Below are 24,307 nucleotides of genomic sequence, written 5' to 3'. Positions count from 1 at the left end.
TCTCATTCTAACGATGTCGATCCTTTTTGCAACGCACGGCGCCCATGCCGCCGACCGACCGCAGGTTCTCCTGGCATTCGGGGACAGCCTGACCGCGGGCTACGGCCTCGGGCCGGGCAAGGGCTACCCCGAGGTGCTGGAGGGGCTGCTGCGCAAGGCCGGGCGCGAGGTGCGCGTGGTCAACGCAGGCGTCTCGGGCGACACCTCGGGCGACGGCCTGGCCCGGCTGGACTGGACCCTGGCCGAGCGGCCGGACGCGGCCATCGTCTGCCTCGGGGCCAACGACGCCCTGCGCGGCCTGCCCGTGGCGCGCATGGAGCGGAACCTGGACGCCATCCTCGCCCGCTTCGAGCAGGAAAAGATCCCGGTCCTGCTGGCGGGCATGAAGGCCCCCATGAACCTCGGCGCCGCCTACACCACGTCCTTCGCGGCGGTCTTCCCCAGGCTGGCCGAGAAGCACCACGACCTCCTCTATCCCTTCCTGCTCGAGGGCGTGGCCGCAAACCCGGCCCTGAACCAGGGCGACGGCATCCACCCCAACGCCCGGGGCGCGACCGAGATCGCCCGCCGCATCCTGCCCTACGCCGAGAAGCTCCTGGACCGGGCGGCCGCCAAGGCGCCCTAGCCCCGCCCCGGCCTCAGGCCTCTTTTTCCTCCTTTTTTGCCTCGTCCCGCAGCCCCGCGAGGGCCCGATCCGTCGTGCCCTTCGCGTCCGGACGCGGCCGTCGCATCGTCCGCTTCCTCTGTTCGCCGCCCGCTCTCCGCCCCAGGTCACTCGCCCGTCTCCATGCGTCCCGCTTCCCGTCCCGCGCGTCGGCTGCAGGCACGGCCCGCTGCCGCCACGGTTTTCGGGGCGGGGTTGACATAATCCTTGGGCTGGGGCACCTAATGGTAATGCCAATCAGCGCGAGGGCATATCCCTCTCGCCCGTGCTTGGAATGAGCGGAGTTTTTTATTTAACACAAAATTAGATGGATAGTCTGCACTCAGACAGGGTGCAGCGCAGCGGAAGTGTATGCCTGAAATGACGAAAAGTATGACCAAAGAAACGGCCGAGGCCGCGGACACGGCCGCGGAGGCCTCCCTGTTCACGCCCGCGCGGGTGGGCAGGGCGGTGGAGGACGTGGTGCTGCAGATCGAGGCCGCCATCGTGGGAGGCCGCATCGCGCCCGGCCAGAGCCTGCCCAGCGAGCGCGACCTGGCGCTGCGCTTCGGCACCGGCCGCGGCGTGGTGCGCGAGGCGCTGCGCGCGCTCAAGCAGAAGGACCTGGTGGAGATCAGGAAGGGCGCCAAGGGCGGCGCCTTCGTCAAGAAGGTGGAGATGGCCAGCGTCAGCGAGCCGCTGGCCCTCTTCCTCTCGCAGCACGCCGTGGGCGCGGACCACGTCATCGAGTTCCGCGAGTCCATGGACCGCACCCTGACCACCCTGGCCGCCGCGCGCGGCAGCGCCGAGGAGAAGCGCCTGCTTCTCGAGGAGGCCGAGGCCCTGGCCCTGGCCGCGCACGGCGACGCTCCCGACCAGGAGGCCCTGGGCGAGATGGACCGCGGCCTGAACATGCGGCTCGCGCAGCTTTCGGGCAACCCGGTCTTCGAGTGGGTCATGCACGCCCTGCAGCTGGGCTTCAGCTCGCTGGACCACGCCCTGTACGCGGACCCCGGCTTTCGGGTGCGCACTGCGGACAACTGGGTGGACACGGCGCGCGAGATCGCCGCGGGCGAGCCGCTGCGAGCCCTGTCCTTCGTGGGGCTGCACTACGCGCTGCTCAGGCGCTGCGTGGAGGAGAAGGGGCTTTCGCCGCGCGGCGCGGATTTCCTGGCACCGCGTGCCGCCTTGAACTCCGGGCGCTGAGCGCGGCCGGGATCTTTTTCGGTTCACCGTCGCGGGCCAGGCCTGGCCCGCAGTCCGATAACAGGAGGAACAATGGCCAAGAAGACGTACGACTTCATCATCGTGGGCGGCGGCTCCGCAGGCAGCGTGCTCGCCAACCGCCTGAGCGCGAACCCCAAGCACAAGGTGCTGGTGCTCGAGGCAGGCGGCGTGGACCATCGCTTCGATTTCCGCATCCACATGCCCGCGGCGCTGACCTATCCGCTGGCCGGACGCACCTACAACTGGTGGTACGAGTCAGAGCCCGAGCCCTTCATGAACGACCGCCGCGTCTACCAGCCGCGCGGCAAGGTGCTCGGCGGGTCGAGCTGCATCAACGGCATGATCTACATCCGCGGCAACGCCATGGACTACGAGAAGTGGGCCAAGAACGAGGGGCTCGAGAACTGGGACTATGCCCACTGCCTGCCCTACTTCAAGCGCTTCGAGTACCGCCTGGCCGGGGCCGACGCCTACCAGGGCACGGGCGGCCCGCTCTGCCTGACCACCCCGGAGTGCGCCAATCCGCTCTTCGACGCCTTTTTCGAGGCCGTGCAGCAGGCGGGCTACCCGCTGACCTCCGACGTCAACGGACGGCAGCAGGAGGGCTTCGGCCGCTTCGACCGCACGACGTACCGCGGCCGCCGCTTGAACGCCGCCCGGGCCTACGTGCACCCGGTCGCGAACCGCCGCAACCTCACGGTCTCTTGCCGCTCCCTGGCCACGCGCATCCTCTTCGAGAACGGCCGCGCCGTGGGCGTGGAATACCGCCGCGGCAAGCGCGTGCACACGGCGCTCGGCGGCGAGATCATCTGCTGCGGCGGGGCCATCAACTCGCCCCAGCTCCTGCAGCTCTCGGGCGTGGGCAACGGCGCCGAGCTCGGCGCCCTCGGCATTCCGGTGGTGCGCGACCTGCCCGGCGTGGGCGAGAACCTGCAGGACCACCTGGAAGTCTACGTGCAGTATGCCTGCAAAAAGCCGGTCAGCCTCTTCCCGGCGCTGAAGCCCGTCAACCAGCCGTGGATCGGCTTCCAGTGGCTCTTCGGCCGCAAGGGCGTGGGCGCGAGCAACCACTTCGAGGCAGGCGGCTTCATCCGCAGCAACGACCAGGTGGCCTACCCGAACCTGCAGTACCATTTCCTGCCCATCGCCATCCGCTACGACGGCTCGGTGGCGCAGCAGGGCCACGGCTACCAGGTCCACGTGGGCCCCATGAACACGGACGTGCGCGGCACGGTCAAGCTCAAGTCCGCGGACCCGGCGCAGTACCCGGCCATCCGCTTCAACTACCTCTCCACGGAGCAGGAGCGGCGCGAGTGGGTGGAGGCCATCCGCTGCACGCGTCGCATCATGACCCAGCCCGCCTTCGATGAGTTCAGGGGCGACGAGCTGGCGCCCGGCCCCTCGGCCCGGAGCGACCGCGAGATACTCGATTTCGTGGCCCGCGAGGGCGAGAGCGCCTACCACCCGAGCTGCACCTGCAAGATGGGCTACGACGACGCGGCCGTGGTGGACTCCGAGCTTCGCGTGCACGGCGTGCCGAACCTGCGCGTGGTGGATGCCTCGGTCATGCCCGCCATCACCAACGGCAACATCTACTCGCCGGTGATGATGATCGCGGAGAAGGCCTCGGACCTGATCCTCGGCAACACGCCCCTGGAACCCTCGCGCGCGGACTTCTACCGCCACGGAGCCGAGGGCCGGGAGGCGCCGAAATGATGAACGACAACGCGACCGGGGCGCTCGACGTCCTGAACGGCGGCGCTGCCCCCAGGCTGCGCATGTCCGTGGCCGGGCGCGCGGTCCCGGCCCTGTCCGGGGAGACGCGCGGGATACTGAATCCCTTCGACGCGAGCCTCGTGGCCCTGGCCCCGGAGGGCGGGCGCGAGGACGCCGCGGCGGCCGTCGCGGCCGCGCGCGCGGCCTTCGACGCCGGGGACTGGCCCGGGTTGCCGGGGGCCGTGCGCGGCGCGTTGGTCTCCCGTCTGGGCGGGCTGATCGAGCGCGACGCCGAGAACCTGGCGCGCCTGGAGACCATCGACACCGGCAAGACCCTCGAGGAGTCCCGCTGGGACATGCAGGACATCGTGGGTATCTTCAAATACTACGGCGGGCTCGCGGGCAGCGAGGGCGGGGAGGTCGTGGCCTCCCCGCTGCCGGACACCACGAGCCTCGTGGTGCGCGAGCCCGTGGGCGTGTGCGGCATGATCTGCCCCTGGAACTACCCGCTGCTGCAGGCCGCCTGGAAGATAGCCCCGGCCCTGGCCGCGGGCTGCACCATGGCGGTCAAGCCGAGCGAGCTGACGCCGCTGACCACCCTGCGCCTGGCCGAGCTGGCCGCGGAGGCGGGCATTCCCGCGGGCGTGCTGAACGTGGTGCTCGGCCCCGGGGCCACGGTGGGCGCTGAGCTTGCCGAGAGCCCGGACGTGGACCTCGTCTCCTTCACCGGCGGCATCGTCACCGGCAAGAAGATCATCGCGGCCGCGAGCGCCAACGTGAAGAAGATCGCGCTCGAGCTCGGCGGCAAGAACCCGAACATCGTCTTTGCCGACGCCGACCTGGACGCGGCCCTGGAGGGGGCGCTGAACGGCGTCTTCTTCCACGCCGGGCAGATCTGCTCGGCCGGGGCGCGTCTCATGCTCGAGGACTCCATCCACGACGAGTTCGTGGCGCGGCTTGCGGAGCGCATGGCGCGTATCCGCATGGGAAGCGGCATGGACGGGGCCACGCAGATGGGGCCGCTCATCTCGGCCGAGCACCGCGAAAAGGTCGCCCGCTATGTGGCCCTGGCCCAGGAAGAGGGCGCGCGCCTCGAACTCGGCGGCATGGTCCCGGACGATCCGGCGCTCGCACGGGGCTTCTTCTTCACGCCCACGCTGCTCACCGGCTGCACGAACGCCATGCGCATCGTGCAGGAAGAGGTCTTCGGCCCGGTGATCAGCGTGGAGCGCTTCGCGAGCGAGGAGGAGGCCGTGGCCCGGGCGAACTCCACCGTCTACGGCCTGTCCGCGGGCTTCTGGACGAGCGACGCGGCGCGGCAGCAGCGCGTCTCCAGCGCGCTTCGCTTCGGCACGGTGTGGATCAACGACTTCAACGTCTATTTCGTGCAGGCCCCGTGGGGCGGCTACAAGCAGTCCGGCATGGGCCGGGAGCTCGGCCGCGCGGGGTTCGAGGAATACACGGAGCAGAAGCACGTCTTCTCCAACCATGCCTCCCGGCCGGTGCGCTGGTTCGGGATTTGAGGTACGGGAACGTCACTGGAGAAGAGCGGAGACTTGTTTCATCCGGCAGATGTCCTGACGGAAGAACTTCAACCAGGGAGGTGTGATGTTCGGTTCACGAATTCACCGTTTGTTCGTATGTGTCACGGTCGCGGCGATGCTCGCCTGCGGCGCGCCCGCTTTCGCCGCAAAGAAAGGCGAGTCCGCCCCTGCCGTGCGCTTCGCCAGCGTCGGCTGGACCGGGGTCACGGTCAAGACCGAGCTGGCCGTGAAGATCCTGCAGACCCTCGGCTACCAGGCCTCCAACACCATGCTCTCGGTGCCCATCGTCTACACCGCGCTTTCGACGAACGAGGCCGACGTCTTCCTGGGCAACTGGATGCCCTCCATGAAAAGTATCGCGGAGAAGTATTTCGCGGACGGCTCGGTGGTGAAATACGTGGCCAACATGACCGGGGCCAAGTACACCCTGGCCGTGCCCAGCTACGAGGCCAAGGCCGGTCTCAAGAGCTTCGCGGACATCGCCCGCTTCGCCGACAAGCTGGACCACAAGATCTACGGCATCGAGGAAGGCAACGACGGCAACGAGATCATCGAGCAGATGATCAAGCGCAACGACTTCGGCCTCGGCAACTTTCAGCTCATCCCCTCGAGCGAGGCCGGAATGCTCGCCCAGGTCATGTCCTACGCCAAGGAAGGCAAGTGGATCGTCTTCCTCGGCTGGGCTCCCCACTACATGAACACCCTGATCGACATGACCTACCTCACGGGGAGCACGGACAAGACCTTCGGCCCCAACGACGGCACGGCCACCGTGTACACCAACCTGCGCAAGGGCTTCGCCGCACAGCGGCCCAACGTGGCGGTGTTCCTGAAGCACCTGGTCTTCCCGGTCTCCATGATGAACGAGATCATGACCGCGATGCACGACAACGAGGACCTGAAGCCCCTCGAAGCCGGGCTCTCCTGGCTCAAGAAGCATCCGAAGACCTACGCCGGATGGCTTGAGGGCGTGAAGACGGTGGACGGCGAGCCCGCCCTGCCCGTGTTCGAGAGCTTCATGGCCTCCGTGAAGTAGCGCGGCCGCGGCCTCGTGCCGCACGCACCCGGAAAAAGCGCGCCTGCCGCGTTCCGGCCGGACACGTTCCGGCCGGTTCGCGGCGGGCGCGTTTTTGTGCGGACCGGGAAAGGGGAGGGCCGCGCCGGGCCGTGTTGACCTCGCATGCGGCCTGGGCTAGGCCATGCGGGACTTTCCGCCCCGTACCATGTCTGGATTCTTCGATCGCCCGCGGGCCGCGCGGGCCGGGGCGGACACAAGGAGCATCGCATGACGGCACGCCCCCCGGCCATCTTTCAGGAGACCCGCGACATCGTCCTGGCCTCGGCCTCGCCCAGGAGGCTCGAGCTGCTGGGCTCGCTCGGGCTGCGCTTCGAGGTGCAGCCGAGCCGGGCCGAGGAGCCCGCGCCGAAGCCCGGCGAGGAGCCCGCGGCCTATGCCCTGCGCATGGCCGGGCTCAAGACTCTCGAGGTCGCGGCGCGCTTTCCCCATGCCGTGGTCCTGGGCGCGGACACCGTAGTCGCGGTGCGCGAGGACGATGGCGGGCCCGGGCACGATGCCGGGATCGAACACATCCTCGGCAAGCCCTCGGACGAGGCCGACGCGCGCCGCATGCTGGGGCTTCTGGCCGGGCGCACGCACGCGGTCGTCACCGGCTGCGTCCTCGCGATTCCCGGCCGCGAGCCCGTGGCCTTCGCCGTGTCCACGGCCGTGACCATGGGCGCCTACAGCGCAGAGACCCTGGCCGCCTACGCCGCCACGGGCGAGCCCCTGGACAAGGCAGGCGCCTACGCCATCCAGGGCCGAGGCGCCTTCCTGGTCACCCGGGTGGAGGGCTCGTACACCAACGTGGTAGGGCTGCCGCTGGGGGAGGTGGTGAAGGTTCTGCTGGAGTGGGACGTCATCCTTCCTGGGCAAGGCTGAAGCTTTTAGATCCGCGGTATTTCCTAAGCGAAGCCCCCGTCGAATTCCCGCCGAGAGGCTCGAGTGAAATACCTCCGTGCGAATTGATTTGGATGGGTCTGAAAGAAATTTCTTGTCGTTTTTTTTCTTCCGTGGAAATTTAAAAGAGATACAAAAAAGTACGAAAACTAATCAAAGCGAGAAATTCGATATGTACAGGGCGTCTATCTTAATGGTCCTGGCAATGTTTTTTTCAAGTCTTGCACCTTTTGCCGCCGAGGCCGATGACCATGGAAGGCACGATAGGCATCGGGAAAGGCATCGCGGACAAGAGCTCGTAGAAGATGCTGTCCCAGCTCCTGCCAATGATTTATATATAAAAACGTGCGGCTCATGCCACATGGCGTATCCACCTGCCTTGTTGAACGCTGCATCATGGTCTGCCTTGATACATGGTTCTGACGACCATTTCGGCAATGCACTCTCGCTTGATGAAAACGACGCGCAGGAACTTGAGCGTTATCTGAAAGAATCTGCGGCGGAAAACGCCCCGGGAGAATTGGCGAGAGATATTTCCGAAGACTTGGGGAACAGAGTTGTCTTACGTATTACGGATGTTCCTGAAATTCGAAAAGAGCACCGTAAAATAAGAGCGGAAGTGCTTTCAAGGCAGTCAATCGGAAGTCTTTCCAACTGCATTGCATGTCACACCGGTGCTGATCGTGGAGTTTTTGATGACGATTCAGTGCGCATCCCCCATGAGTGAGCAAGGTTCTTCGCTCGAGAGAATAAAACATCGCCCTTGAAAAAAACACGCAGCGCCACACCCGGGGACATGCCAAGATTACCGACTGCGTGTAGCTCCAGCTCGAAATATTTGAGCTGTGGGATAGGCCTGCTCCTGGGGGAGATGGTGGAGGTTCTGGGAACCTGGGGCGTCATCGCCCCCGCGGGCTGCTGAGGAAGCCGCAGCCCCCTGCCTCTGAAAATGATGGCGCAGATCGGCCCGAGAAAGTAGCCTGTCTTCACCATGCTGCAGATCATCACCGCCAGGACCTCCGAATTGTCGAACCTCGGCCCTGTGCGGCACGAGGATGCCGTCTTCGTGCTGCCCTTCATCGACGGAGAGCTGGCGCATCGGCTCGCCGACGTCCTCGTCCGCCGGGCTCTCCACTCGGGGCTCCTGGTGCTCGTGGAGGACGACGAGCGGCTCGGGTTCATGAAGGTCGCCAACTTCGTCTGCTCCCGTTCCTCGTCCCGCTATTTCGGCTACCTCGCGCAGGACGCCTTCCCCAGCGACGGATGGCTGCGCGCCGCCCTCGCCACCATGGACTCCACGGGCGGCAGCCTCCTGGCGTTCAACGACGGACGCTTCCACGGCACCCTCGCTGTCTTCGGCATGGCGCGCAGGACGTGGCTCGAGGGCCTGTACCACAAGTTCCTCTTCTTCCCCGGCTACCAGAGCCACTTCGGCGACACCGAGCTCTCCGCCATCGCCATCCACCAGGATTCGCTGGTCTACAACCCGGGATGCGTGATGCTCGAGGTCGATTACGAAAAGCACCGCAAGGGCAACAATCCGGACGACGAGGCCCTGTACAGGACGCGCGAGGCAGGGCGCTTCGGCGGCTTGATCTGATCCTCGGCTCCTCCCCCCGCGCGAAGGGGGCGGCGGAACCCGGTTGTATCGGATGCTGCAGGCCGGGGGACGTTCCTGCCGCTTGATCTGACTCCCCGCTTTTTCTCCCGGCTTTCAAACCGGGCGTCGAGGAAGCCGCAGGCGTGGCGGCCGCTCGGCCATTCTTTTCGGCATGGTCCAGACTCACGGCCGACAAATCGGCCAGCCCCGGGAGGGCTGCGCGCGGGGTCGGCCCGGCGTCCGGCTGTGCGGCGGTAGGCTCCTTAGAGCGAGGCGACCTTCTCCGGGTAATGGCACCGGATCGCGTCCATGAAGAAGTCCTTCAGCGTCCCGTAGACGATGCTGTCCATCTTCTCTCGATAGTTGTCGGAATAGTACATCCGATCGACCTTCCGGAAATCCTTGAAGGTGATGCCGTCGCGCTGCAGATAGTCCCTGAACCTGCGGGTGGTGCCCTCGAAATCGTGGTGGAAGTCCTCGTAGCGCACCACCAGCTCCTGCGTGTCCTCGACCATCCAGAGGCTGTTCGCGAGCAGGTGCTGCTTGAGGTTCTTCCACTCCGGGCTCGTGTTGCGCAGGACGTAGTTCTCGTCCGCGCTCCGGGCGATCAGGTTCTTGGCCCACCGGAAGTAGGAGTCGAAGGGATAGCCGACCACGCGGATGTACTTGCAGTCGCGGTAGCGGCGTTCTGCGCGCGCCCGCGTGAAGAAGTGGGTCATCACGACATGCGACGCGCTCGTGTCGTTCAGGTCGAAGAAGACCCCGGCGTGCTCGAAGGGATACCCCGTGAACACCGGCGTGCCGATCTCCGAGCCGTGCGTGGTCGCGTAGTTGCAGCCGAGCGAGCGCATCAGGGAGTTCACGACGTACATGGTCCCGGAGCGGGGCTGCGTTTCCACCACGCAGGCGATGGACGGCGAGAAGCGTTCAAAGGGCAGGATGACCTTGAGCTCCCTGTTTCCGGCCAGCAGGGCGAGGTTGTCCACGACATCGGCATAGTGCGAGGGGCTGATGCCCACGAAAATGGTGTCGTATTCCAGGCTGCCGGGAACCTGCAGGGTTTTCGTCGTTTGGCAGCAGAGCACGTTCGGAATCAGGGAGGCGAAGTAGGCGGCGGTGAGCCCGTCGCCGAACATGACCACGGGCCTTGCGCCCACGAGGTTCTGCAGCTCGGAGACGTGATGCGCCTCGAGGCCGTGTCCGCCGAGGACCTGCCGGTAGCAGGGGAGGGGGATGTTCAGGGAGACGACTTCCATTACATTCTCCAGGAGGTTTCGGCTTTGTGTCGGGCCGTGCGGCGGTGCCTCTCGGAGGGCCGCCCGAGTGTCGTTCGCTTTCCGTGGCCGGTGCTCGGCAGCGTTGAAGAGGAAGGCTTCCCGTGGCCGACCGACATGCCAGCGGCCGGCCTGACGAAGAGGCAGGCGCCACGGAACATCTTCACGCGCGGGAGCACGGTCGTGGGGTCCTTTCGTTCGAGCATATCAAAAATTTTATCTCAGGATATGGCTCGAGGCAACGCCGAGTTCCGGCCCACCCCGAGGCGGCCGGGAGGCGGACAAGGGGCTGGTCAGGCCGGGCGAGGCGTGAGAGGATGCCCGGGAGGCGGCCGCCGGAAGGGGCGGCCGCGCAGCGAAAAGCGAGGACATCATGCACACTGACGCGAACGACGTCGCGGACATCCTGGACGGGCTTTCCCGCGTGCCCGCGATTCTCGAATCCTTCGTCCGCTCCATTCCCGAGGAGCGGCTCTTCCGCACCCGCGGCGAGGGGTGCTGGACCATCGCCGAGCACGTGGCGCACCTGGCCGAGGTGCAGGAGATGCTGCTCGGCCGCATGCAGCGCATCCTTGCCGAGGACACCCCGCGCTTCGTCCCGTTTTTTCCGGAAGAGGACGAGTGCCCCGCGGAAAAGCCTCGGATAGACGTAAACGCCGCCCTGGCCGAATTTGCCGAGCGCCGGGCCGCCCTGCTGGAGATCCTGCCCGGGCCCGGCGACGCCGCCTGGCAGCGGGGAGCCGAGCATCCCGAGTACGAGCGCTACGGCCTCTACATCCTGGCGCGCCACGCCCTGATGCACGACCACTGGCACATGTACAGGATGGAAGAGCTCTGGCTGACCAGGGACGAGTATTTTTCCCCGGGCTAGCCCCTGGAAACGAAAAAATCACGCGAACGGAAAATCATCGGCCGTGCCGGGGAGTTGCATCCGCGACACCGGCGCGGCCGCCGCGAAGACGAGCACACGAGAACATGCAGCACGACGATTCCGAACTTCCGCGGCCCGAAACCAGCCTCGACGCCTTCTGCCTGAGCCTCTCCACCCTCGGCTACGTCGGGCGCGTGCGCCCGGGGCCGGGCACGGCGGGCTCCCTGGTGGCCGCGCTCGTGGCCCCCACGCTCTTCCTCTCCCTGCCCCTGGCGGGCCGTCTGGCCGTGGCCGCCGCGCTCTTCGTCGTGGGCGGGCTGGCCGCGACCCGGGCCGAGAAGATCCTCGGCAGGAAGGACCCCTCCTGCGTGATCATCGACGAGGTCCTGGGACAGTGGCTGGCCTTCCTGCCCTTCGCCGCGTTGCCCTGGTGGCAGATCGGCGCGGGCTTTTGCTTCTTCCGCCTCTTCGACATCGCCAAGCCCTGGCCCGTGAAGAGCTCGGAGCGCTGGCTGCCCGACGGCTTCGGGATCATGCTCGACGACGTCCTGGCCGGTCTCTACGCCCTGGCCTGCATGGCCCTGCTGCGCCACTGGCTCTAGCGCTTCCGGCTTCTGTCCGCCCGGGGACTGAGGAAAAACACTTCCGGGTGATTTTTTCGCGCCCCGGACCGGAACATCGCGTGCGCGCCGGTTCCATGAGGACCCGGCGCATGCCCGGAGCCCACGTCCAAGCACCTCCGGCGCAGTTCCGGAGCGCCTCTTCCTGTCCACATGAAAAATCGCAAAAAATAACGCCTCGATCCGCACGGCCGCCTGCCGTGCGGCCGGGGCGTTCTCGTTTCGTGCGCCGGGGGGGCCGGAGGGGTGCCGGGAGGCGTGTTTTTTCCCCTGAACGCCTTTTCGGCACCCGCAGGGGAGGAGAAGAGGAGGGGAGTTGGAGAGGGGAAGGCGTCTTCGCGCGGGAAAAGCCGGGCGCAAGAAGGAATTCGGAGAGGAAAAACGCTCGGCGCGAAAAGAAACTGCTGAAAGGGCGAAAAAAAAGGCCGCACCGTTGCCGGCGCGGCCTTTTCTTACCCTAAGCGGGTGGAAGACTCGAGGCTAGTTGGCAACCTTGAACTCGCAGCGGCGGTTCTTGGCCCAGGCGACCTCGTTGTGAGCCGGATCCAGCGGACGGGACTTGCCGTAGCTGACCGTGGTCATGCGGTTGCCCTGGATGCCCATCAGGACCAGGAACTCGTACGCGGACTTGGCACGACGCTCGCCCAGGGCGAGGTTGTACTCTTCGGTGCCGCGCTCGTCGCAGTAACCCTCGATGACGATCTTCAGGTTGGCGTACTGCTTCAGCACCTGGGCCTTGGCCTGCAGGATGGAGCGAGCCTCCGGCTTCAGATCGTACTTGTCGAAGTCGAAGTGGATCATGCGGCCGATTTCCTGCTGGGCGGCAGCCATGGCGGCAGCCTCACGACGACGCTGCTCCTCGAGCTGACGCTGACGCATGGCCTCTTCTTCGGCGCGACGCGCGGCGTCGTCGTTGCTGACGGCAGGCTGCTCGGTCTTGGCCTGCTTGCTGGAACAGCCCATGGCAGCGGCCATAACCGCGATCATGAGCACCACGAAAAGCGTACGCACGGCTTTCATAAAGCCCTCCTCAAAGTAAAGTGTGATCCTTCCTAGGGGTCATGGCGCGTCCATTCCATGGGGGCCCCTTTTTTTGCCTTTGTCCCTTCCGGGGACGACGCGGGCCGGAACACTACCCCGTTTTTAACGTTTGTAAAGCAGTCCGGCGATGAAAGCAGGACGCCACTCGCGGGGCGTCCGCTTCCTAATGCCATAATTTTCCCCTGTGGGACAAGTTTTTCAGCGCTTGTACCTCCAGGCGGGGGAGGTGGCCGAACCGGGTCCGGTGTCCACCGGAATGGCCGGATCGCCGTGGCGGGTGGTGAGGTAGATTTTCCACTCACCGGTGCGGCTGGACGCAAAGGCCACATAGTAGCCGTCAGGCGCGAAGGACGGATCCTCGTCGTCGCCCGGGCCGTCGCTGATCTGCCGCTCCGCGCCGGTCTGCATGTCGTGCAGCCAGATGCGCTGTCCCTGCGGGGTGAGGCGGGCGAAGACCAGCAGGCGGCCGTCCGGGCTGATGCTCGGTCCGGTGTTGTACTTGCCGTCGTAGGTCACGCGGGAGACCTGGCCGGTGGCCACGTCCATCTTGAAGATGTGCGGGTTGCCGTCCCGGCTCGAGGTGAAGACCATGGTCTTGTCCCCGGCGTCGAAGCACGGCGAGACGTCGATGCCCCAGCTCTGGGCCAGGGGCTTCACGATGTTGTAGTCGCGGTCGAGCAGGTAGATGCTCGACGTGCCGGAGAAGGACAGGCTGAGAGCGATCTGCCCGTCGGGCAGGAAGGTGGGGCCGATGACCGTGCTGCCCTTGAGCTTGACGAGCTTGGTGCCCTCGCCCTCGGTCCACACGCCCAGCTCGTGGCCGGTCATGCCGATGTGCGTGAAGGCCATCTGCTTGCCGTTGAAGCTGAAGCCCTCGCCCTCGTTGATGCCGTCGAGGTTGGTCAGGCGCTGGGTGTCGTGGCCGGTGCTGTGCACGAGCCAGATGTTGCTGTTGTTGCCTTCCTTCTTGGAGTAGCCGATCTCGGAGAGGAAGAACTCGCCCTGCCCGGTGAGCACGCGCATGAGCTCGGCGCAGAAGCGGTCGGCCACGTCCGGGATGTTCATGGGCTTGACGTCGGAGTAGCCCTTGCCCACCAGGAGCTGGCCGGACAGGCTCTCGTAGACGCGCAGCTCCACGTCGCCGCCCTCGGCGCCGGTAGAGGTCCAGCCCGAGGTCATGATCAGGTCGGCGCGCGAGAGCTGGAAGCGCTTGAAGTCGATCTTGTCGCCGGTCACGCCCGCGGTGGTCATGCCCCCCAGCACGTCGTTGTCCATCATCTGCTTGAGGAAGGGCATGTACATCAGGTTGTGCTGGATGCGCGCCTGCAGGCTCTGCGCGAGCGCGGGCAGGGACTGCCCGGCCTTGAGCGGCAGCGGCGCGGTCTGGGCGAAGTTGAGCTGGCGCTGTCCCGGTCCGTAGATGTCCACGGACAGGCCCTGCGCCGCCAGGGGGAGCGCCGTGCAGAGGAGCGCGGCGAGGACGCAGCATATGGTGATGGCGTGGCGTTTCATGGCTATTGGTCGAGTCCCTGAAGGTTGAAGTTGACCTGGATTGTACGCAAATCCTCGGTCGGTGGTACGGGCAATTGTTTCGTGTCCTCGATGGCCTTGAGCGTCGAAGCGTCGAAATCCTCCCGGCCGGAGGACTCGACCATGTGGTAGCCGGTGATCGTGCCGTCCCGGGCGATGGCGATCTCTATCAGGGCCTTGAGCGCCGGGTCGGGCTTCACCGCGGGATAGCGCCAGTGCGGCTTGATGGTCGCGACCACGGCCTGGGCAAAGATCCCCTCCGCGTCCATGGGCCCGTCCATCCTCTCCGGGACGCCGCCGCCGGGCCGTTCGGCCGCCTTCTTCCTGGCCTCGGCGAGGAACCGGAGGAGGGCCTCCCGCTGCTGCTCCTCCGTCGCCCCGGCGTCCGCCAGCATCGGCCGCGCGGTCGGGGCGCACGCCGTCGCCAGAAGGACGGCGAGGACGCAGCATATGGTGAGGACGTGGCGTTTCATGGCTATTGGCTGAGTTCCTGAAGGTTGAAGTTGACCTGGATTGTACGCAAATCCTTGGTCGGTGGTACAGGCAATTGTTTCGTCTCGTCCACGGCCTTGAGCACCGAGGAGTCGAAGTCGGGCCTGCCCGAGGCCTTGACCATCCTGTAGCCGGTGATGGTCCCGTCCTGGGCGATGGCGATCTCCACCGTGGCCGCGAGGCTCGGGTCGGGCTTCACCGCGGGATAGCGCCAGTGCGGCTTGATGGTCGCGACCACGGCCTGGGCGTAGATCATGGACACGCCGGACTCGGTGCCCTCGCCGCCCGGGGTGCCGCCGCCCGCGGGCTGCTTGGAGGCCTCCTTCTTGGCCGCGGCCAGGGTCTGGGCCACTGCCGAACGCTCGGCCTGCTCGGCCTTCTTGGCCTCCGTCGCGCTCTGCTTCTTGGCCTGATCGAGCGCCTGGCGCATGATGTCCTGCGGCGTGGGCTCGGGCTTCTTGGGAGGCTCCTTCTTGGCTTCCTCCTTCTTGGGCTCGGGCTTGGGCTCTTCCTTCTTCGGCTCGGGCTTCTTCGGCTCCTCCTTGGGAGGCTCCGGCTTCGGCTGCTCCTTGGCCTTCTCGCTGATGGGCTTGGCCTCTTCCTTGGGAGGCTCGGGCTTGGGCGGCTCGACCTTCTTGGGCTCAGGCTTGGGTTCGGGCTTGGGCGGCGGAGGCACGGGCGTGGGCTCGGCCTTCGGCGCGGGCGCTGGCTTTGGCTCCGCCTGCTGCGGCGCAGGCGCGGGCTCGGCCTTCGGCGTCTCGACCTTGGGCGCGGGGGCCTCCGGGGCCGGGCCGCCGGGGCCGGGCTTCAGCTTCTTCAGGTCGATGACGTCCACCTGGACCACGGGCAGGTCGAGCCGGACCATGGGCTGCGGCACGTAGACGGCCATGATCCAGGCGGCCAGCACCACGCTCAGGTGCAGGGCCAGTGAGAGGAGGAAACCGCGGCGCATTCGCTTATTTCTTCTTTTCCTGCTGCTTGGCAGGGGTGGCCGGGGTGATGGCGGACTCTTCGGCCACCATGCCCACCTTGTCGATCCCCGCGGCCTTTGCCTCGCCCATGACGCGCATGATCACGCCGTAGGGCACGTCCGCGTCGCCGCGGATGTACAGGGCCTTCTTCTGGTTCACGGCCAGCTTCTGCAGGTAGTTTTCCAGTTCGTCCGCCTTCACCTGGTACTCGTCCACGAAGATGCTGCCGTCCTTCTTCACGGTCAGCACGAGGTGGTCCTTGTCCGTGGGCAGGTCCTGCACCGCCTTGGTTTTGGGCAGGTCCACGTCCAGGCCCTGGTTCATCAGGGGGGCGGAGATCATGAAGATGATCAGGAGGTTGAACACCAGGTCCATCAACGGAGTGAGGTTCATCTCCGTGAGGAACTTGCGGTTGCTTCTGTAGTCGAAGGCCATGTGGTCGGCCCCTCCTGGGTTATTCGCCGTTCTCCGCGGTCCAGGCGAGCTCGCGCTGGATGCGGTTGAGGAAGGCCGAGGCGAAGTTGACCAGCGTCGTCTCGATGCCCGCGAGGATGCCGAGGAACATGTTGTAGAAGATGGCCGAGGGGATGGCCACGGCCAGGCCGAAGACCGTGGTCGCCAGGGCGTCCGCGATGCCGGGGCCCACGACGATGAGCGAGGCGCTCTTCATCATGCCCAGGTCGTTGAAGGCGCGCATGATGCCCCAGACCGTGCCGAACAGGCCGAGGAACGGGGCGATGTTGGTGCAGGTGGAGAGGACCACGAGGTAGGTGCCCAGCTTGTCCAGCTCCACGCTCACGCCCTGGCGCAGGGCCCGGCGCACGTTGTCGATGGCTAGCCGCCCCTTGACGCTCGGGGAGAGGTCGGCCTTCTCCAGGCGGCGGAGCTCGCGCAGGGCGAAGTTGCCCACCTGGTAGACGCCGGTCTGCTGGTCCATGTTCTTCATGGCCCCGGCGATGTCGTGCGCCTGCTGGAAGGCCTCGTATTCCGCGTTGCACTCCTTGCGGGCGCGAAGCAGACCGAAGATCTTCATGAACACGACCGTCCAGCTCATGATCGACATGGCCACGAGAAGGAACATGACGAACTGGATGACGATGCCGGACTCGAGCATCACTTTGAGAAAGATCTCACCCATAAAGCTACATCCTTGTCTTGGAATTGAGCATTGGTTTTTACGGTATTGCGGCGCGCCTAGCAACAGACCATGGACGCAAGGCGCGGCAGGATATCTTCGGCCGGTGCGTCGAATCGTATGTCCGTCACGTCACGGTACAGTGTCGGACCGAGGTTGATCTCGATCACGGTGCCCCCCTTGGCCTTGATCCGCAGGGGAATCTGGTTCGCCGGGGCGACCTCGCCCGAGGTGCCCACGACGATCACCAGGTCGGCCTTGGAGGCGTGGTGCGAGGTCTCGTCCACGGCCCGCGGCGGGATGCCCTCGCCGAAGAAGACCACGTCCGGCCGGATCACGCCGCCGCATTCGGCGCAGCGCCAGGGGATGTCCTCGCGCGTGAGCCGCCTCGCCCCGGCGGCCGGGTAGGTCGCGGCGCAGGACATGCAGTGGAAGTGCTCGCAGCCGCCGTGGAACTCGATCACCCGGCGCGAGCCCGCGGCCTGGTGCAGGCCGTCGATGTTCTGGGTGATGACCGCGGCGAGCCGTCCCTCCTCCTCGAGCCGGGCGAGGGCCAGGTGGGCGGAATTGGGCGCGGCGCGGCCGAAGAAGTCCATGGCCTCGATCAGGAACTCCCAGACACGGCGGGGCCTTGCGCGCAGCGCGCCGATGGAGGCGACCTCCTCGGGATCGAAGCGGGACCACAGACCGCCGGGACTTCTGAAGTCGGGGATGCCGGACGGCACCGAGATGCCGGCGCCCGTGAAGGCGACGGCATGGCGTGCCCCGCGCAGGGCTTTCGCCGCACGCGCGAGCAAGGATTCCATGGCGGAATCGGACATGGGGTGGCCCTATAGCACTTGTCTTTGCGGGGCGGAAGGGGGGGAGGGGAGCTTACCGGGCCGGAGTTTTGGGAGATGCCGCCCGGGCGGCCGCCCGGGGCGCGGGCGCGGGCTTGTCCTGTCCGGGAACTTTTTCCAGGCGCGTGAGCGCTGTCTTCAGCCCGCGCACGAGCTGGGCCGCGTCGTCCTCGGGAATCTGGCGGCGCAGCGCGTCCTCGTTGCCCGCCTGGATGTCGCGGTGGCGCAGGTTCTCCAGGATGTTCTGCAGCCGCTGGGGGCCCAGCACGTCCAGCCCCTTGAGCACGAAGGCGATGAACTCCCGCGCCAGGACGAGGCATTCCGGCCTGGCGTAGAGGGTCTGCCAGTCGACCACGGTGCGGCCGTCCGCGAAGCGCACGCGGTGGGCGTCCGCCATCTCCCTGGCGCGGTCTGCCAGTCCGATGAGCTGCTCGTTGTGCGGCCCGAAGAGGAGCGGCGTGGAGTCGAAGGGATCGAAATGGGGCACCGTGCCGCGCACGCCGATGAGCAGGTAGCGCACGAGCGGCCAGGGCACCGCGCCCTTGACGTAGGCCTCGCGCGCGGCCTTGTCCTTGGGCGAGCCCGCAGGGTGCAGCAGCCTGTGCGTCCCGCCGGAGCGCAGCCCGTGCTCGGCCAGGATCATGCCCAGGGGATCGTCGGCCAGCCCCTCGGGCTGTCCGTAGAGGTAGATCTCGCGCAAGAGCGCGGAGAACGCCTCCTCGGGCAGGCCGCCGAGGTCCTTGTACTCGTCGAAGGCTTCGCGGATGGCCGCGTTGAGCACTGCGGGCGGCACCTTTTTCGCCAGCAGCAGGTCGCGCATGATCTTGGCGAAGGAGAGCATCTGCTGGCGGCAGGCCGCGCGCGTGGTCTCCATGAGCAGCCGTTCGAGGTCCGCCTGCCGCGGCTCGGGCCGAGCCTGGTCGCTCATCGTCTCCTCCGGGAAGTTCTCAGCGCAGGCCCAGGAGCCGGGCGGCGAGTTCGCGGGAATTGGCCTCGCAGGCCTCGTATTCGGCCTGGCTGAGCCCCGCGCCCAGGGCCACGGCGCGCCGAAGCTCCGGCCCGACGAGGTCGCGCGGGGCGTGGGCGTCGTTGTTGATGACCAGGCGGGCGCCGGCGGCGCGGGCCACCGCGGCCACGTGGCCGTTGGACAGGCTGTGGCCGCCGCGCGTGGTGATCTCGAGGAAGACCCCCTTCTCGGCGGCGAGGGCCGCCTCCTCCGGGGTGATCAGGCCGGGGTGGGCGAGCACGTCGCAGCCGCCCTCGATAGCCGCCAGGTTGGTGCCGCGCTCCACCGGCTCGACCACGGTCTCGCCGTGCACGACCACGATCTCCGCCCCGGCCTTGCGGGCCATGGCGATGGTCTCGGGGATGAGCGCGGGCGGCACGTGGGTGATCTCCGCCCCGGCCAGCAGGTCGATGCCCGCGAACGCGCCGTAGCGCCTAGTCAGGCGCAGCACGTTGGCGATGTTGTGCTCGAGGTTCGAGAGGTCGGCGTGGTCGGTGACGGCCAGGGCCTTGTAGCCCGCGACCTTGGCGCGGCGGACGAGTTCCGCCGGGATGAGCTCGCCGTCGGAGAAGGTGGAGTGGGTGTGCAGGTCGATCATCGCGGTGTCTTGGGCTGAAGGGGAAGATATCGCGCCGTGTGCGGCGGGATCACATCTTGTATTTGTCCTCGGGGTCGAACTTCTCGAGGATGTCGTTCCACTTGTTGGCGTCCTCGCCGCGCAGCACGGGCTTGCCCGGGGTCTTGCCGTCGCTCGCGGCCTGCTCCAGCACCTGCTCGGCCACGCGGATGGGCGCCTTGGCGCGGATGGCCAGGGCGATGGCGTCCGAGGGGCGCGCGTCGATGCGCCGCACGTCGTTGTTCGTGGCCACCTCGATCTCGGCGTAGTAGGTGCCCTCGCGCAGGTCCACGACCTCCACGGCCTTTATCTCGCCGCCCATCTGGTGGATCACGGAGAGCAGCAGGTCGTGGGTCATGGGACGCGGCAGGGCCACGTCGTTCAGCGCCATGGAGATGGACATGGCTTCCATGGCGCCGATCCATATGGGCAGCGCCTTCTCTTCGCCCATGTCCTTGAGGATCAGGATGGGCACCTGGGAATCTTCGTCCAGCGCAAGTCCGAAAACCTTCACTTCGACCATGTCGCCCCCAGTTGCGTGGCGGTGAGGGAATGCTTCTTGGCCTTTTCGATCTTGACACGGGCGAAGGCGCCGGTCAAATCCGCATCGCCCGAAACCGCCACGTTGACCACCCGGCCCCAGGCGTCGCGACCGGCCCAGGAGGTCAGCCCCTCGGCCAGGGCGCTCCCCTCGGCGTCGCGGTCCACGCGGCTCCTGCCCACGTACATGATCTCTGTCTCGGTGCCCACGAGCGCGGCGTAGGCCTTCTCGGTCAGGCCGTCCTGCAGGGCCTGCAGCTCGAGGAGGCGGCGCGTCTTCACGGCCTCGGAGACCTTGGGCTCGATCTTCACCGAGCGCACGCCCGGACGATCATTATAAAGGAAGAAGAAGCTCGACTCGAAGCCCACCTCCTCGACCACGGAGAGCGTCTCGCCGAATTCCTCCTCGGTCTCGGTGGGGAAGCCGACGATGAGGTCGGTGGAGAGCGTCAGCTCGGGGCGCGCCTCGCGCAGCGCGGCCACGATCTCGAGGTAGCGCGCGCGGTCGTACTTGCGGCCCATGAGGGCGAGGATCCTGTCCGAGCCGGACTGCAGCGGAAGATGCAGGTGCGGGGCGAGCACGGGCAGCTCGGCGAAGGCGCGGATGACCTCGGGCGCGATGTCCTTGGGGTGCGAGGTGGTGAAGCGCAGGCGGCGCAGTCCGGGCAGCTCGGCCACGCGGTACAGGAGCTCCGCGAAGCTCGTGCCGTCGCCCGCGGCGTCCTGGCCGTAGGAGTTGACGTTCTGGCCGAGCAGCGTCAACTCGGACGCGCCCGCGCCAAGCCACTCGCGGCACTCGGCGAGCACGTCGGCCGCCGCGCGCGACTTCTGCCGTCCCCGCACGTGGGGCACGATGCAGTAGGCGCAGAAGTTGTCGCAGCCCTGCATGATGGTCACGAAGGCCTGGTCGGGCACGACCTGTCCGCCGCCCGCGAGGTCCGGGCGCTCGCGCGGGGCGTACTCCTCGCTGAAGTCCAGGAGCGAGAGGCGGAGCCTGGGCTCCGCGGCCAGGCGCGCCAGGGCCTGGGGCACGGAGGCCGTGGCGTCCGTGCCGAAGACCAGGCGCACGTGGGGGAAGCGGCCGAAGAAGTCGGCCCCCACCTGCTGCGCCAGGCAGCCGCCCACGGCCACGAAGGTTCCGGGGCGGCCCTGCATCATGTCGCGCAGGCGGCCGAGCAGACTGTAGACCTTCTCTTCCGGCTTTTTGCGCACGCTGCAGGTGTTGACCACCACGACGTCGGCCTCGGCGGCCGGGACCCTCTCCCACCCCAGGGCGAGGAGCGAGCGGGAGAGCCAGTCCGAGTCGCCGACGTTCATCTGGCAGCCGAAGGTAATAACGTGGAATCGCATCTCGTCTCCAGGCCGCTGAAAAAGGGCCATCTGCTGCGTTGCTGCGAAAAATTCAACCCCTCGCGTATGTGAAGATACGCGTCGGGCTCGAATTTTTCTTGCGCCTTGCATCCGGCCCTTTTTGAGCGGCCTGACAAATGAAATTAGTCATCGCTGAGCTGTTCATCTACCCGCACCGCGGGCCAGGACTTCATTGTGGTCTGCGGCCGCTTTGTCAAGTGCCGCATGGCGGATGGGGCGGGGGAGAGGCGGCTCAGGTGCCGTAATGGTCCACGAGCCAGAGGAAGACGAAGGCCACGGCGCGCGAGCAGACCTCGTCCTCGGAGAGGGTGCCCGCGTCGATGACGCACTCGGCCTTCCTGTCCTCCTCGAAGGGTACGTCCACGCCGGGCACGAGGCCGAGTCCGGCGACCTGCTCGCCGGTCTTCTGGCGGCGCAGGGCCTTCTCGTAGAGCCCGGCCATGACCAGCCCCTCGGGCCGCGCGGCCTCGCGCCGCATGGCCGTGCCCACGGGGCAGCGCAGGAAGATCTCGGCGAAGCGGGGGATGAGCCTGCGCGCGCGGCGGCGCATCTCCAGGCGCGGGGCCGTGCCGTCCATGACCACGCCCTTGCCGCTGCGCACCATGAAGGCCGCCTCGTCCACGAACATGGCGTAGGCCTTCTCGCGCTCCTCGGCGGAGTAGTCGGGATTCGGGAAATACTGCTTGCGCCGTTCGTCCATGGACAGGCGCACGGCCGCGAAGCCGCGCCTGGTCAGCCCCTCGACCACGGCCCGGGCCACGGTGCTCTTGCCCGATCCGGGCAGCCCCGTGATCCACACGGCCCAGCCTTCCCCGGCGGACGGGCCGCCCGTCTCACTGCGGCCGTTCCTGCCGTTCACGCGCCCGCCGTTCTTCACGCCAGGTATCCGTTCACGTCCGTGTAGTCGAAGGGCGCGCGGGAGAGCGCCCGCTCGAGGAAGCGGAAGAGGGCCGCGCGGACCTCGGGCGGGTGGTCCGGGTACCACTGCGGCGAGGCCACGACCAGCGCCCTGAAGGCGAAGAAGGGGCCGATGACCTCGAGCACCTCGCGGTCGCCCGTGGCGGCCAGGTACTCCTCGAAGAAGCCCGTCCAGAGGGTGAGGAAGGCGCCTTCCATGCGCGGCCCGTCCAGGATGCCCCAGAGCAGGTAGTTCACGGCCATGGCCGCCAGGTCGCCCGCGGCCTCGCCGTGCTCTCCCCGGCTGCGGTCCAGCACCCGGAAGTCGCCTCCGTCCACGAGCACGTTCCAGGGGTGGAAGTCGCCGTGCACTGCGCAGAGCCTGCGCGCGTACCGCTTGAGCCGCCAGCGCCAGTCGATGAGGCTCTGCTCCAGGGCGCGGAACCTCTCCTCGGGAAAGGCCTCGTAGCCGCGCGGGTAGGCCTCGTCCACGAGGCCCATGATGCACTCGCTCGAGCCGATGAGGTCGCGGATGCGGCGCCGGTAGAGGTGCGGATCGTCCTTTTTCCCGGCGTGCACTCCGGCCAGCCAGCGGGCGAAGGCACGGGCCATGGCCTCGTCGCCCTCGGCCAGGCCCTGCTTCCGGATGCGGTCGAGGTCCAGGAAGTAGTCGTGGCCGGGCAGCCGCTCGTTGACGATGAAGAACTCCTGCGGCGCGTCCAGCGGCACGAGCCTGCCCGCGCCGTCCACGTAGCCGACGCCGAGCGGCTTCACGTGGCGCTCCATGCGGCCGCCGGTCTCGTACTGGAAGAGCAGGATTGCCGCGCGGTCCCAGTAGTACTGGTGGCCGTAGGCGTCGCCCTTCATCACCGAGACGACGGCCTCGCGCTCCTCCTCGGCACCTCCCGGCGTGCGCACGGCGAAGCGCACCAGCACTGGCTTGCCGTAGCCGAAGCGCTTCATGCCCTGCGCGTCCAGGCTGCCTATGGAGCCCGCGGCCAGAAGCCGCGTCCCGGGACCGTGGGCGCGGCGCAGGTAGTCCTCGATCAGCGCGTGCGTCAGTTCGATCATTGTTTCGATTTAGCGCATGGCGGGAGGAAGGGGAAGAGGAAGGGCGCAGGGAGATGGACGGATGGAGGGCGACGGCCCAGGGCGGCCTTCCCGCCGCGGACGGGCTGCGGGCGGGAAGGCGCGCGGGGCGTGGAACGGCTACTCGGCGTTCAGGATCACGGAGAAGGCCTTGAACAGGAACCAGGTCTTCTCGCCGACCTTGAGGCCGAGCTTCTTGACGCTCTCGTCGGTGATCAGGGCGCACATCACGGTGCCGTCCTCGAGCTTGCCGATGACCTCGGCCGAGATGGAGCCCTCGTTGATGGCCGTGATCGTGCCCTGGTAGCGGTTGCGGGCGCTGGTCTTCTCGAGCTCGGAATCCTTGACCAGGATGACCCAGGGCGCCTTGACGATGGCCGTGAGCTTCTTGCCCTCGGCCACGCCCAGGGCGGCCTTGCTCTCGTTGGTGATGACCGAGACCACGGCCAGGCCGGAGGCGGTCTTGACCTCGACCTCGGAGAGGATGGTGCCGGTGCGGATCTGGGACACGGTGCCGGTGAAGCTGTTGCGGGCGCTGGTCTTCATTATGGTTCTCCCTTGCTGGATGGTTGGCGTCGTCCGGCGCGCATTGCGTCAGAACTGGCATATGGTCACGTAAATATAAATCCGCGTGAGATTATCGCAACAAGGTCAGCGCGGGGGACAGCCGATCTTTTTCCTGCCCTCGGGGACGTTGCAGGGGCTCGATCCAGGCGCGGCGCGGGCAGGCGCGGGAGAGCCGTTTTTCCCCGGACGGCCGCGCCCTCCGGGCTCGCGTTCGCCCCGGATTTCATGCTATGCGCCGCAAAGGGACCGTCGCAACCTGCAACGCTGGAGGTGAGCATGCAGGCCGCAATTTCCCACATCTTCCTGACCGTGGACGACCATGACACGGCTTTGGAGTACTACGTCGGGGTGCTGGGCTTCAAAAAGACATGGGACCTGCCGCTGCCCGGGGGCTTCCGCTGGCTGACCGTGGCGCCGCAGGGCGGGGAGGGGTGCCACCTCGTCCTGAACAAGGCCGCGAGCGAGGAGGAGTGGGCGCTCATCGGCAGGCAGTCGGCGGGAGACAGGACCCCGCTGTGCATCATCCAGGTAGATGATTTCGATACCGTGTACGAGTCCTGGCAGACCCGGGGCGTCTCCTTCCTGGACTCGCCGCGCGAGATGCCCTGGGGCCGCATGGCCCGCTTCAGGGATCCGTACGGCAACCTTTTCTATCTCATGGAGCCCAATCTGGAGTTCGTGAACGGCAAGGTCGGGCCGGACGAGGCCGCGCCGGGGAGCTAGCGGGGAGACCGCAGGCAGGGAACGACGGGGCTTCGCGA

26 protein-coding genes are annotated in these 24,307 nt (G+C 67.1%); 11 read left to right on the top strand and 15 right to left on the bottom strand.

The genetic code is table 11. The features are described 5' to 3' along the window. Positions 1-13 precede the first annotated feature (13 nt). The 8 genes from DSX2_RS15920 to DSX2_RS15890 all read left to right on the top strand — a co-directional run bounded on the left by DSX2_RS15920 (position 14) and on the right by DSX2_RS15890 (position 8,687). Complete coding sequence (locus tag DSX2_RS15920; protein ID WP_020882024.1) at positions 14-625, top strand: arylesterase; 612 nt, start codon at positions 14-16, stop codon at positions 623-625. A gap of 411 nt (positions 626-1,036) precedes the next feature. Beyond that, positions 1,037-1,849, top strand: a complete 813-nt coding sequence (locus tag DSX2_RS15915; protein ID WP_052014818.1) for a FadR/GntR family transcriptional regulator — start codon at positions 1,037-1,039, stop codon at positions 1,847-1,849. A gap of 72 nt (positions 1,850-1,921) precedes the next feature. Beyond that, positions 1,922-3,586, top strand: coding sequence for a choline dehydrogenase (betA, locus tag DSX2_RS15910; RefSeq protein WP_020882022.1), 1,665 nt, complete (start codon positions 1,922-1,924; stop codon positions 3,584-3,586). After that, positions 3,583-5,109: an aldehyde dehydrogenase family protein gene (locus tag DSX2_RS15905; protein ID WP_020882021.1), complete on the top strand. Its 1,527-nt coding sequence runs from the start codon at positions 3,583-3,585 to the stop codon at positions 5,107-5,109. The genes betA and DSX2_RS15905 overlap by 4 nt, the downstream gene beginning before the upstream one ends. 193 nt (positions 5,110-5,302) lie before the next feature. Beyond that, the gene (locus DSX2_RS15900) at positions 5,303-6,166 is read left to right on the top strand and encodes an ABC transporter substrate-binding protein (RefSeq protein ID WP_236615132.1); all 864 of its coding nucleotides are present in this window, start codon (positions 5,303-5,305) and stop codon (positions 6,164-6,166) included. A gap of 249 nt (positions 6,167-6,415) precedes the next feature. Next, entirely contained in the window at positions 6,416-7,069 is a 654-nt protein-coding gene (locus DSX2_RS15895; protein ID WP_020882019.1) for a nucleoside triphosphate pyrophosphatase, read from the top strand. A gap of 76 nt (positions 7,070-7,145) precedes the next feature. Continuing rightward, complete coding sequence (locus DSX2_RS18105; protein WP_152512993.1) at positions 7,146-7,814, top strand: diheme cytochrome c; 669 nt, start codon at positions 7,146-7,148, stop codon at positions 7,812-7,814. Positions 7,815-8,078: 264 nt separating this feature from the next. Further along, positions 8,079-8,687, top strand: a complete 609-nt coding sequence (locus tag DSX2_RS15890; RefSeq protein ID WP_020882018.1) for a hypothetical protein — start codon at positions 8,079-8,081, stop codon at positions 8,685-8,687. Positions 8,688-8,950: 263 nt separating this feature from the next. Here the strand turns inward: DSX2_RS15890 and DSX2_RS15885 are convergent, their stop codons facing one another. Then, entirely contained in the window at positions 8,951-9,943 is a 993-nt protein-coding gene (locus tag DSX2_RS15885) for a hypothetical protein (protein ID WP_020882017.1), read from the bottom strand. A gap of 391 nt (positions 9,944-10,334) precedes the next feature. Here DSX2_RS15885 and DSX2_RS15880 point away from each other — a divergent pair, with 391 nt between their 5' ends. Both DSX2_RS15880 and DSX2_RS15875 read left to right on the top strand, forming a co-directional pair. Further along, the gene (locus DSX2_RS15880; RefSeq protein WP_020882016.1) at positions 10,335-10,832 is read left to right on the top strand and encodes a DinB family protein; all 498 of its coding nucleotides are present in this window, start codon (positions 10,335-10,337) and stop codon (positions 10,830-10,832) included. A 104-nt stretch (positions 10,833-10,936) separates the two neighbouring features. Next, positions 10,937-11,434, top strand: coding sequence for a phosphatidylglycerophosphatase A (locus DSX2_RS15875; RefSeq protein ID WP_020882015.1), 498 nt, complete (start codon positions 10,937-10,939; stop codon positions 11,432-11,434). A 498-nt stretch (positions 11,435-11,932) separates the two neighbouring features. On the opposite strand, the gene pal is transcribed toward DSX2_RS15875, so the two are convergent. From pal to DSX2_RS15805, 14 genes are all read right to left on the bottom strand, one after another. Further along, positions 11,933-12,472 carry a peptidoglycan-associated lipoprotein Pal gene (gene pal, locus DSX2_RS15870; RefSeq protein ID WP_020882014.1) on the bottom strand — a complete coding sequence of 180 codons (540 nt, stop codon included), beginning with the start codon at positions 12,470-12,472 and terminating at the stop codon, positions 11,933-11,935. A gap of 219 nt (positions 12,473-12,691) precedes the next feature. Next, on the bottom strand, positions 12,692-14,005 hold the full coding sequence (locus tag DSX2_RS15865; RefSeq protein ID WP_020882013.1) for a PD40 domain-containing protein: 1,314 nt from the start codon (positions 14,003-14,005) through the stop codon (positions 12,692-12,694). Positions 14,006-14,007: 2 nt separating this feature from the next. Further along, positions 14,008-14,496: an energy transducer TonB gene (locus DSX2_RS15860; RefSeq protein WP_020882012.1), complete on the bottom strand. Its 489-nt coding sequence runs from the start codon at positions 14,494-14,496 to the stop codon at positions 14,008-14,010. Between the two features lie 2 nt (positions 14,497-14,498). After that, on the bottom strand, positions 14,499-15,467 hold the full coding sequence (locus DSX2_RS15855; protein WP_020882011.1) for a cell envelope integrity protein TolA: 969 nt from the start codon (positions 15,465-15,467) through the stop codon (positions 14,499-14,501). A 4-nt stretch (positions 15,468-15,471) separates the two neighbouring features. Further along, positions 15,472-15,921 (bottom strand): biopolymer transporter ExbD, encoded by a 450-nt coding sequence (locus tag DSX2_RS15850; RefSeq protein WP_020882010.1) that lies wholly within the window; start codon positions 15,919-15,921, stop codon positions 15,472-15,474. A gap of 19 nt (positions 15,922-15,940) precedes the next feature. Then, the gene (locus tag DSX2_RS15845) at positions 15,941-16,624 is read right to left on the bottom strand and encodes a MotA/TolQ/ExbB proton channel family protein (RefSeq protein WP_020882009.1); all 684 of its coding nucleotides are present in this window, start codon (positions 16,622-16,624) and stop codon (positions 15,941-15,943) included. 56 nt (positions 16,625-16,680) lie between these two features. Then, positions 16,681-17,427 carry an NAD-dependent deacylase gene (locus DSX2_RS15840; protein WP_236615131.1) on the bottom strand — a complete coding sequence of 249 codons (747 nt, stop codon included), beginning with the start codon at positions 17,425-17,427 and terminating at the stop codon, positions 16,681-16,683. Between the two features lie 67 nt (positions 17,428-17,494). Continuing rightward, positions 17,495-18,388: a hypothetical protein gene (locus DSX2_RS15835; RefSeq protein WP_020882007.1), complete on the bottom strand. Its 894-nt coding sequence runs from the start codon at positions 18,386-18,388 to the stop codon at positions 17,495-17,497. A gap of 19 nt (positions 18,389-18,407) precedes the next feature. Next, complete coding sequence (locus DSX2_RS15830; RefSeq protein ID WP_020882006.1) at positions 18,408-19,064, bottom strand: histidinol phosphate phosphatase domain-containing protein; 657 nt, start codon at positions 19,062-19,064, stop codon at positions 18,408-18,410. A 49-nt stretch (positions 19,065-19,113) separates the two neighbouring features. Continuing rightward, positions 19,114-19,605, bottom strand: a complete 492-nt coding sequence (locus DSX2_RS15825) for a bifunctional nuclease family protein (protein ID WP_020882005.1) — start codon at positions 19,603-19,605, stop codon at positions 19,114-19,116. After that, entirely contained in the window at positions 19,593-20,972 is a 1,380-nt protein-coding gene (gene miaB, locus DSX2_RS15820) for a tRNA (N6-isopentenyl adenosine(37)-C2)-methylthiotransferase MiaB (protein ID WP_020882004.1), read from the bottom strand. Before miaB ends, DSX2_RS15825 begins: the two co-directional genes overlap by 13 nt. A 253-nt stretch (positions 20,973-21,225) precedes the next feature. Continuing rightward, on the bottom strand, positions 21,226-21,870 hold the full coding sequence (locus tag DSX2_RS15815; RefSeq protein WP_020882003.1) for an adenylyl-sulfate kinase: 645 nt from the start codon (positions 21,868-21,870) through the stop codon (positions 21,226-21,228). After that, positions 21,867-22,961, bottom strand: a complete 1,095-nt coding sequence (locus tag DSX2_RS15810; RefSeq protein WP_020882002.1) for a phosphotransferase family protein — start codon at positions 22,959-22,961, stop codon at positions 21,867-21,869. The genes DSX2_RS15815 and DSX2_RS15810 overlap by 4 nt, the downstream gene beginning before the upstream one ends. Positions 22,962-23,099: 138 nt before the next feature. Then, positions 23,100-23,525, bottom strand: a complete 426-nt coding sequence (locus tag DSX2_RS15805; RefSeq protein ID WP_020882001.1) for a molybdopterin-binding protein — start codon at positions 23,523-23,525, stop codon at positions 23,100-23,102. Positions 23,526-23,822: 297 nt separating this feature from the next. On the opposite strand from DSX2_RS15805, the gene DSX2_RS15800 reads away from it, so the two are divergent. Beyond that, a complete protein-coding gene (locus DSX2_RS15800) occupies positions 23,823-24,269 on the top strand; it encodes a VOC family protein (RefSeq protein ID WP_020882000.1) in 447 nt (148 codons plus the stop codon). Positions 24,270-24,307 lie beyond the last annotated feature (38 nt).

Source organism: Desulfovibrio sp. X2 (assembly GCF_000422205.1).
GTDB lineage: Bacteria > Desulfobacterota > Desulfovibrionia > Desulfovibrionales > Desulfovibrionaceae > Alkalidesulfovibrio.
Note: the sequence above shows the minus strand (reverse complement) of the source record. Positions and strands in the feature narration are given on the sequence as shown.

Coding starts and splice junctions, on each gene's coding strand:
- DSX2_RS15920 (WP_020882024.1), top strand. CDS start 14: ATGTCGATCCTTTTTGCAACGCACGGCGCCCATGCCGCCGACCGACCG.
- DSX2_RS15915 (WP_052014818.1), top strand. CDS start 1,037: ATGACCAAAGAAACGGCCGAGGCCGCGGACACGGCCGCGGAGGCCTCC.
- betA (WP_020882022.1), top strand. CDS start 1,922: ATGGCCAAGAAGACGTACGACTTCATCATCGTGGGCGGCGGCTCCGCA.
- DSX2_RS15905 (WP_020882021.1), top strand. CDS start 3,583: ATGATGAACGACAACGCGACCGGGGCGCTCGACGTCCTGAACGGCGGC.
- DSX2_RS15895 (WP_020882019.1), top strand. CDS start 6,416: ATGACGGCACGCCCCCCGGCCATCTTTCAGGAGACCCGCGACATCGTC.
- DSX2_RS15890 (WP_020882018.1), top strand. CDS start 8,079: ATGCTGCAGATCATCACCGCCAGGACCTCCGAATTGTCGAACCTCGGC.
- DSX2_RS15885 (WP_020882017.1), bottom strand. CDS start 9,943: ATGGAAGTCGTCTCCCTGAACATCCCCCTCCCCTGCTACCGGCAGGTC.
- DSX2_RS15880 (WP_020882016.1), top strand. CDS start 10,335: ATGCACACTGACGCGAACGACGTCGCGGACATCCTGGACGGGCTTTCC.
- DSX2_RS15875 (WP_020882015.1), top strand. CDS start 10,937: ATGCAGCACGACGATTCCGAACTTCCGCGGCCCGAAACCAGCCTCGAC.
- pal (WP_020882014.1), bottom strand. CDS start 12,472: ATGAAAGCCGTGCGTACGCTTTTCGTGGTGCTCATGATCGCGGTTATG.
- DSX2_RS15865 (WP_020882013.1), bottom strand. CDS start 14,005: ATGAAACGCCACGCCATCACCATATGCTGCGTCCTCGCCGCGCTCCTC.
- DSX2_RS15860 (WP_020882012.1), bottom strand. CDS start 14,496: ATGAAACGCCACGTCCTCACCATATGCTGCGTCCTCGCCGTCCTTCTG.
- DSX2_RS15855 (WP_020882011.1), bottom strand. CDS start 15,467: ATGCGCCGCGGTTTCCTCCTCTCACTGGCCCTGCACCTGAGCGTGGTG.
- DSX2_RS15850 (WP_020882010.1), bottom strand. CDS start 15,921: ATGGCCTTCGACTACAGAAGCAACCGCAAGTTCCTCACGGAGATGAAC.
- DSX2_RS15845 (WP_020882009.1), bottom strand. CDS start 16,624: ATGGGTGAGATCTTTCTCAAAGTGATGCTCGAGTCCGGCATCGTCATC.
- DSX2_RS15840 (WP_236615131.1), bottom strand. CDS start 17,427: ATGGAATCCTTGCTCGCGCGTGCGGCGAAAGCCCTGCGCGGGGCACGC.
- DSX2_RS15835 (WP_020882007.1), bottom strand. CDS start 18,388: ATGAGCGACCAGGCTCGGCCCGAGCCGCGGCAGGCGGACCTCGAACGG.
- DSX2_RS15830 (WP_020882006.1), bottom strand. CDS start 19,064: ATGATCGACCTGCACACCCACTCCACCTTCTCCGACGGCGAGCTCATC.
- DSX2_RS15825 (WP_020882005.1), bottom strand. CDS start 19,605: ATGGTCGAAGTGAAGGTTTTCGGACTTGCGCTGGACGAAGATTCCCAG.
- miaB (WP_020882004.1), bottom strand. CDS start 20,972: ATGCGATTCCACGTTATTACCTTCGGCTGCCAGATGAACGTCGGCGAC.
- DSX2_RS15810 (WP_020882002.1), bottom strand. CDS start 22,961: ATGATCGAACTGACGCACGCGCTGATCGAGGACTACCTGCGCCGCGCC.
- DSX2_RS15805 (WP_020882001.1), bottom strand. CDS start 23,525: ATGAAGACCAGCGCCCGCAACAGCTTCACCGGCACCGTGTCCCAGATC.
- DSX2_RS15800 (WP_020882000.1), top strand. CDS start 23,823: ATGCAGGCCGCAATTTCCCACATCTTCCTGACCGTGGACGACCATGAC.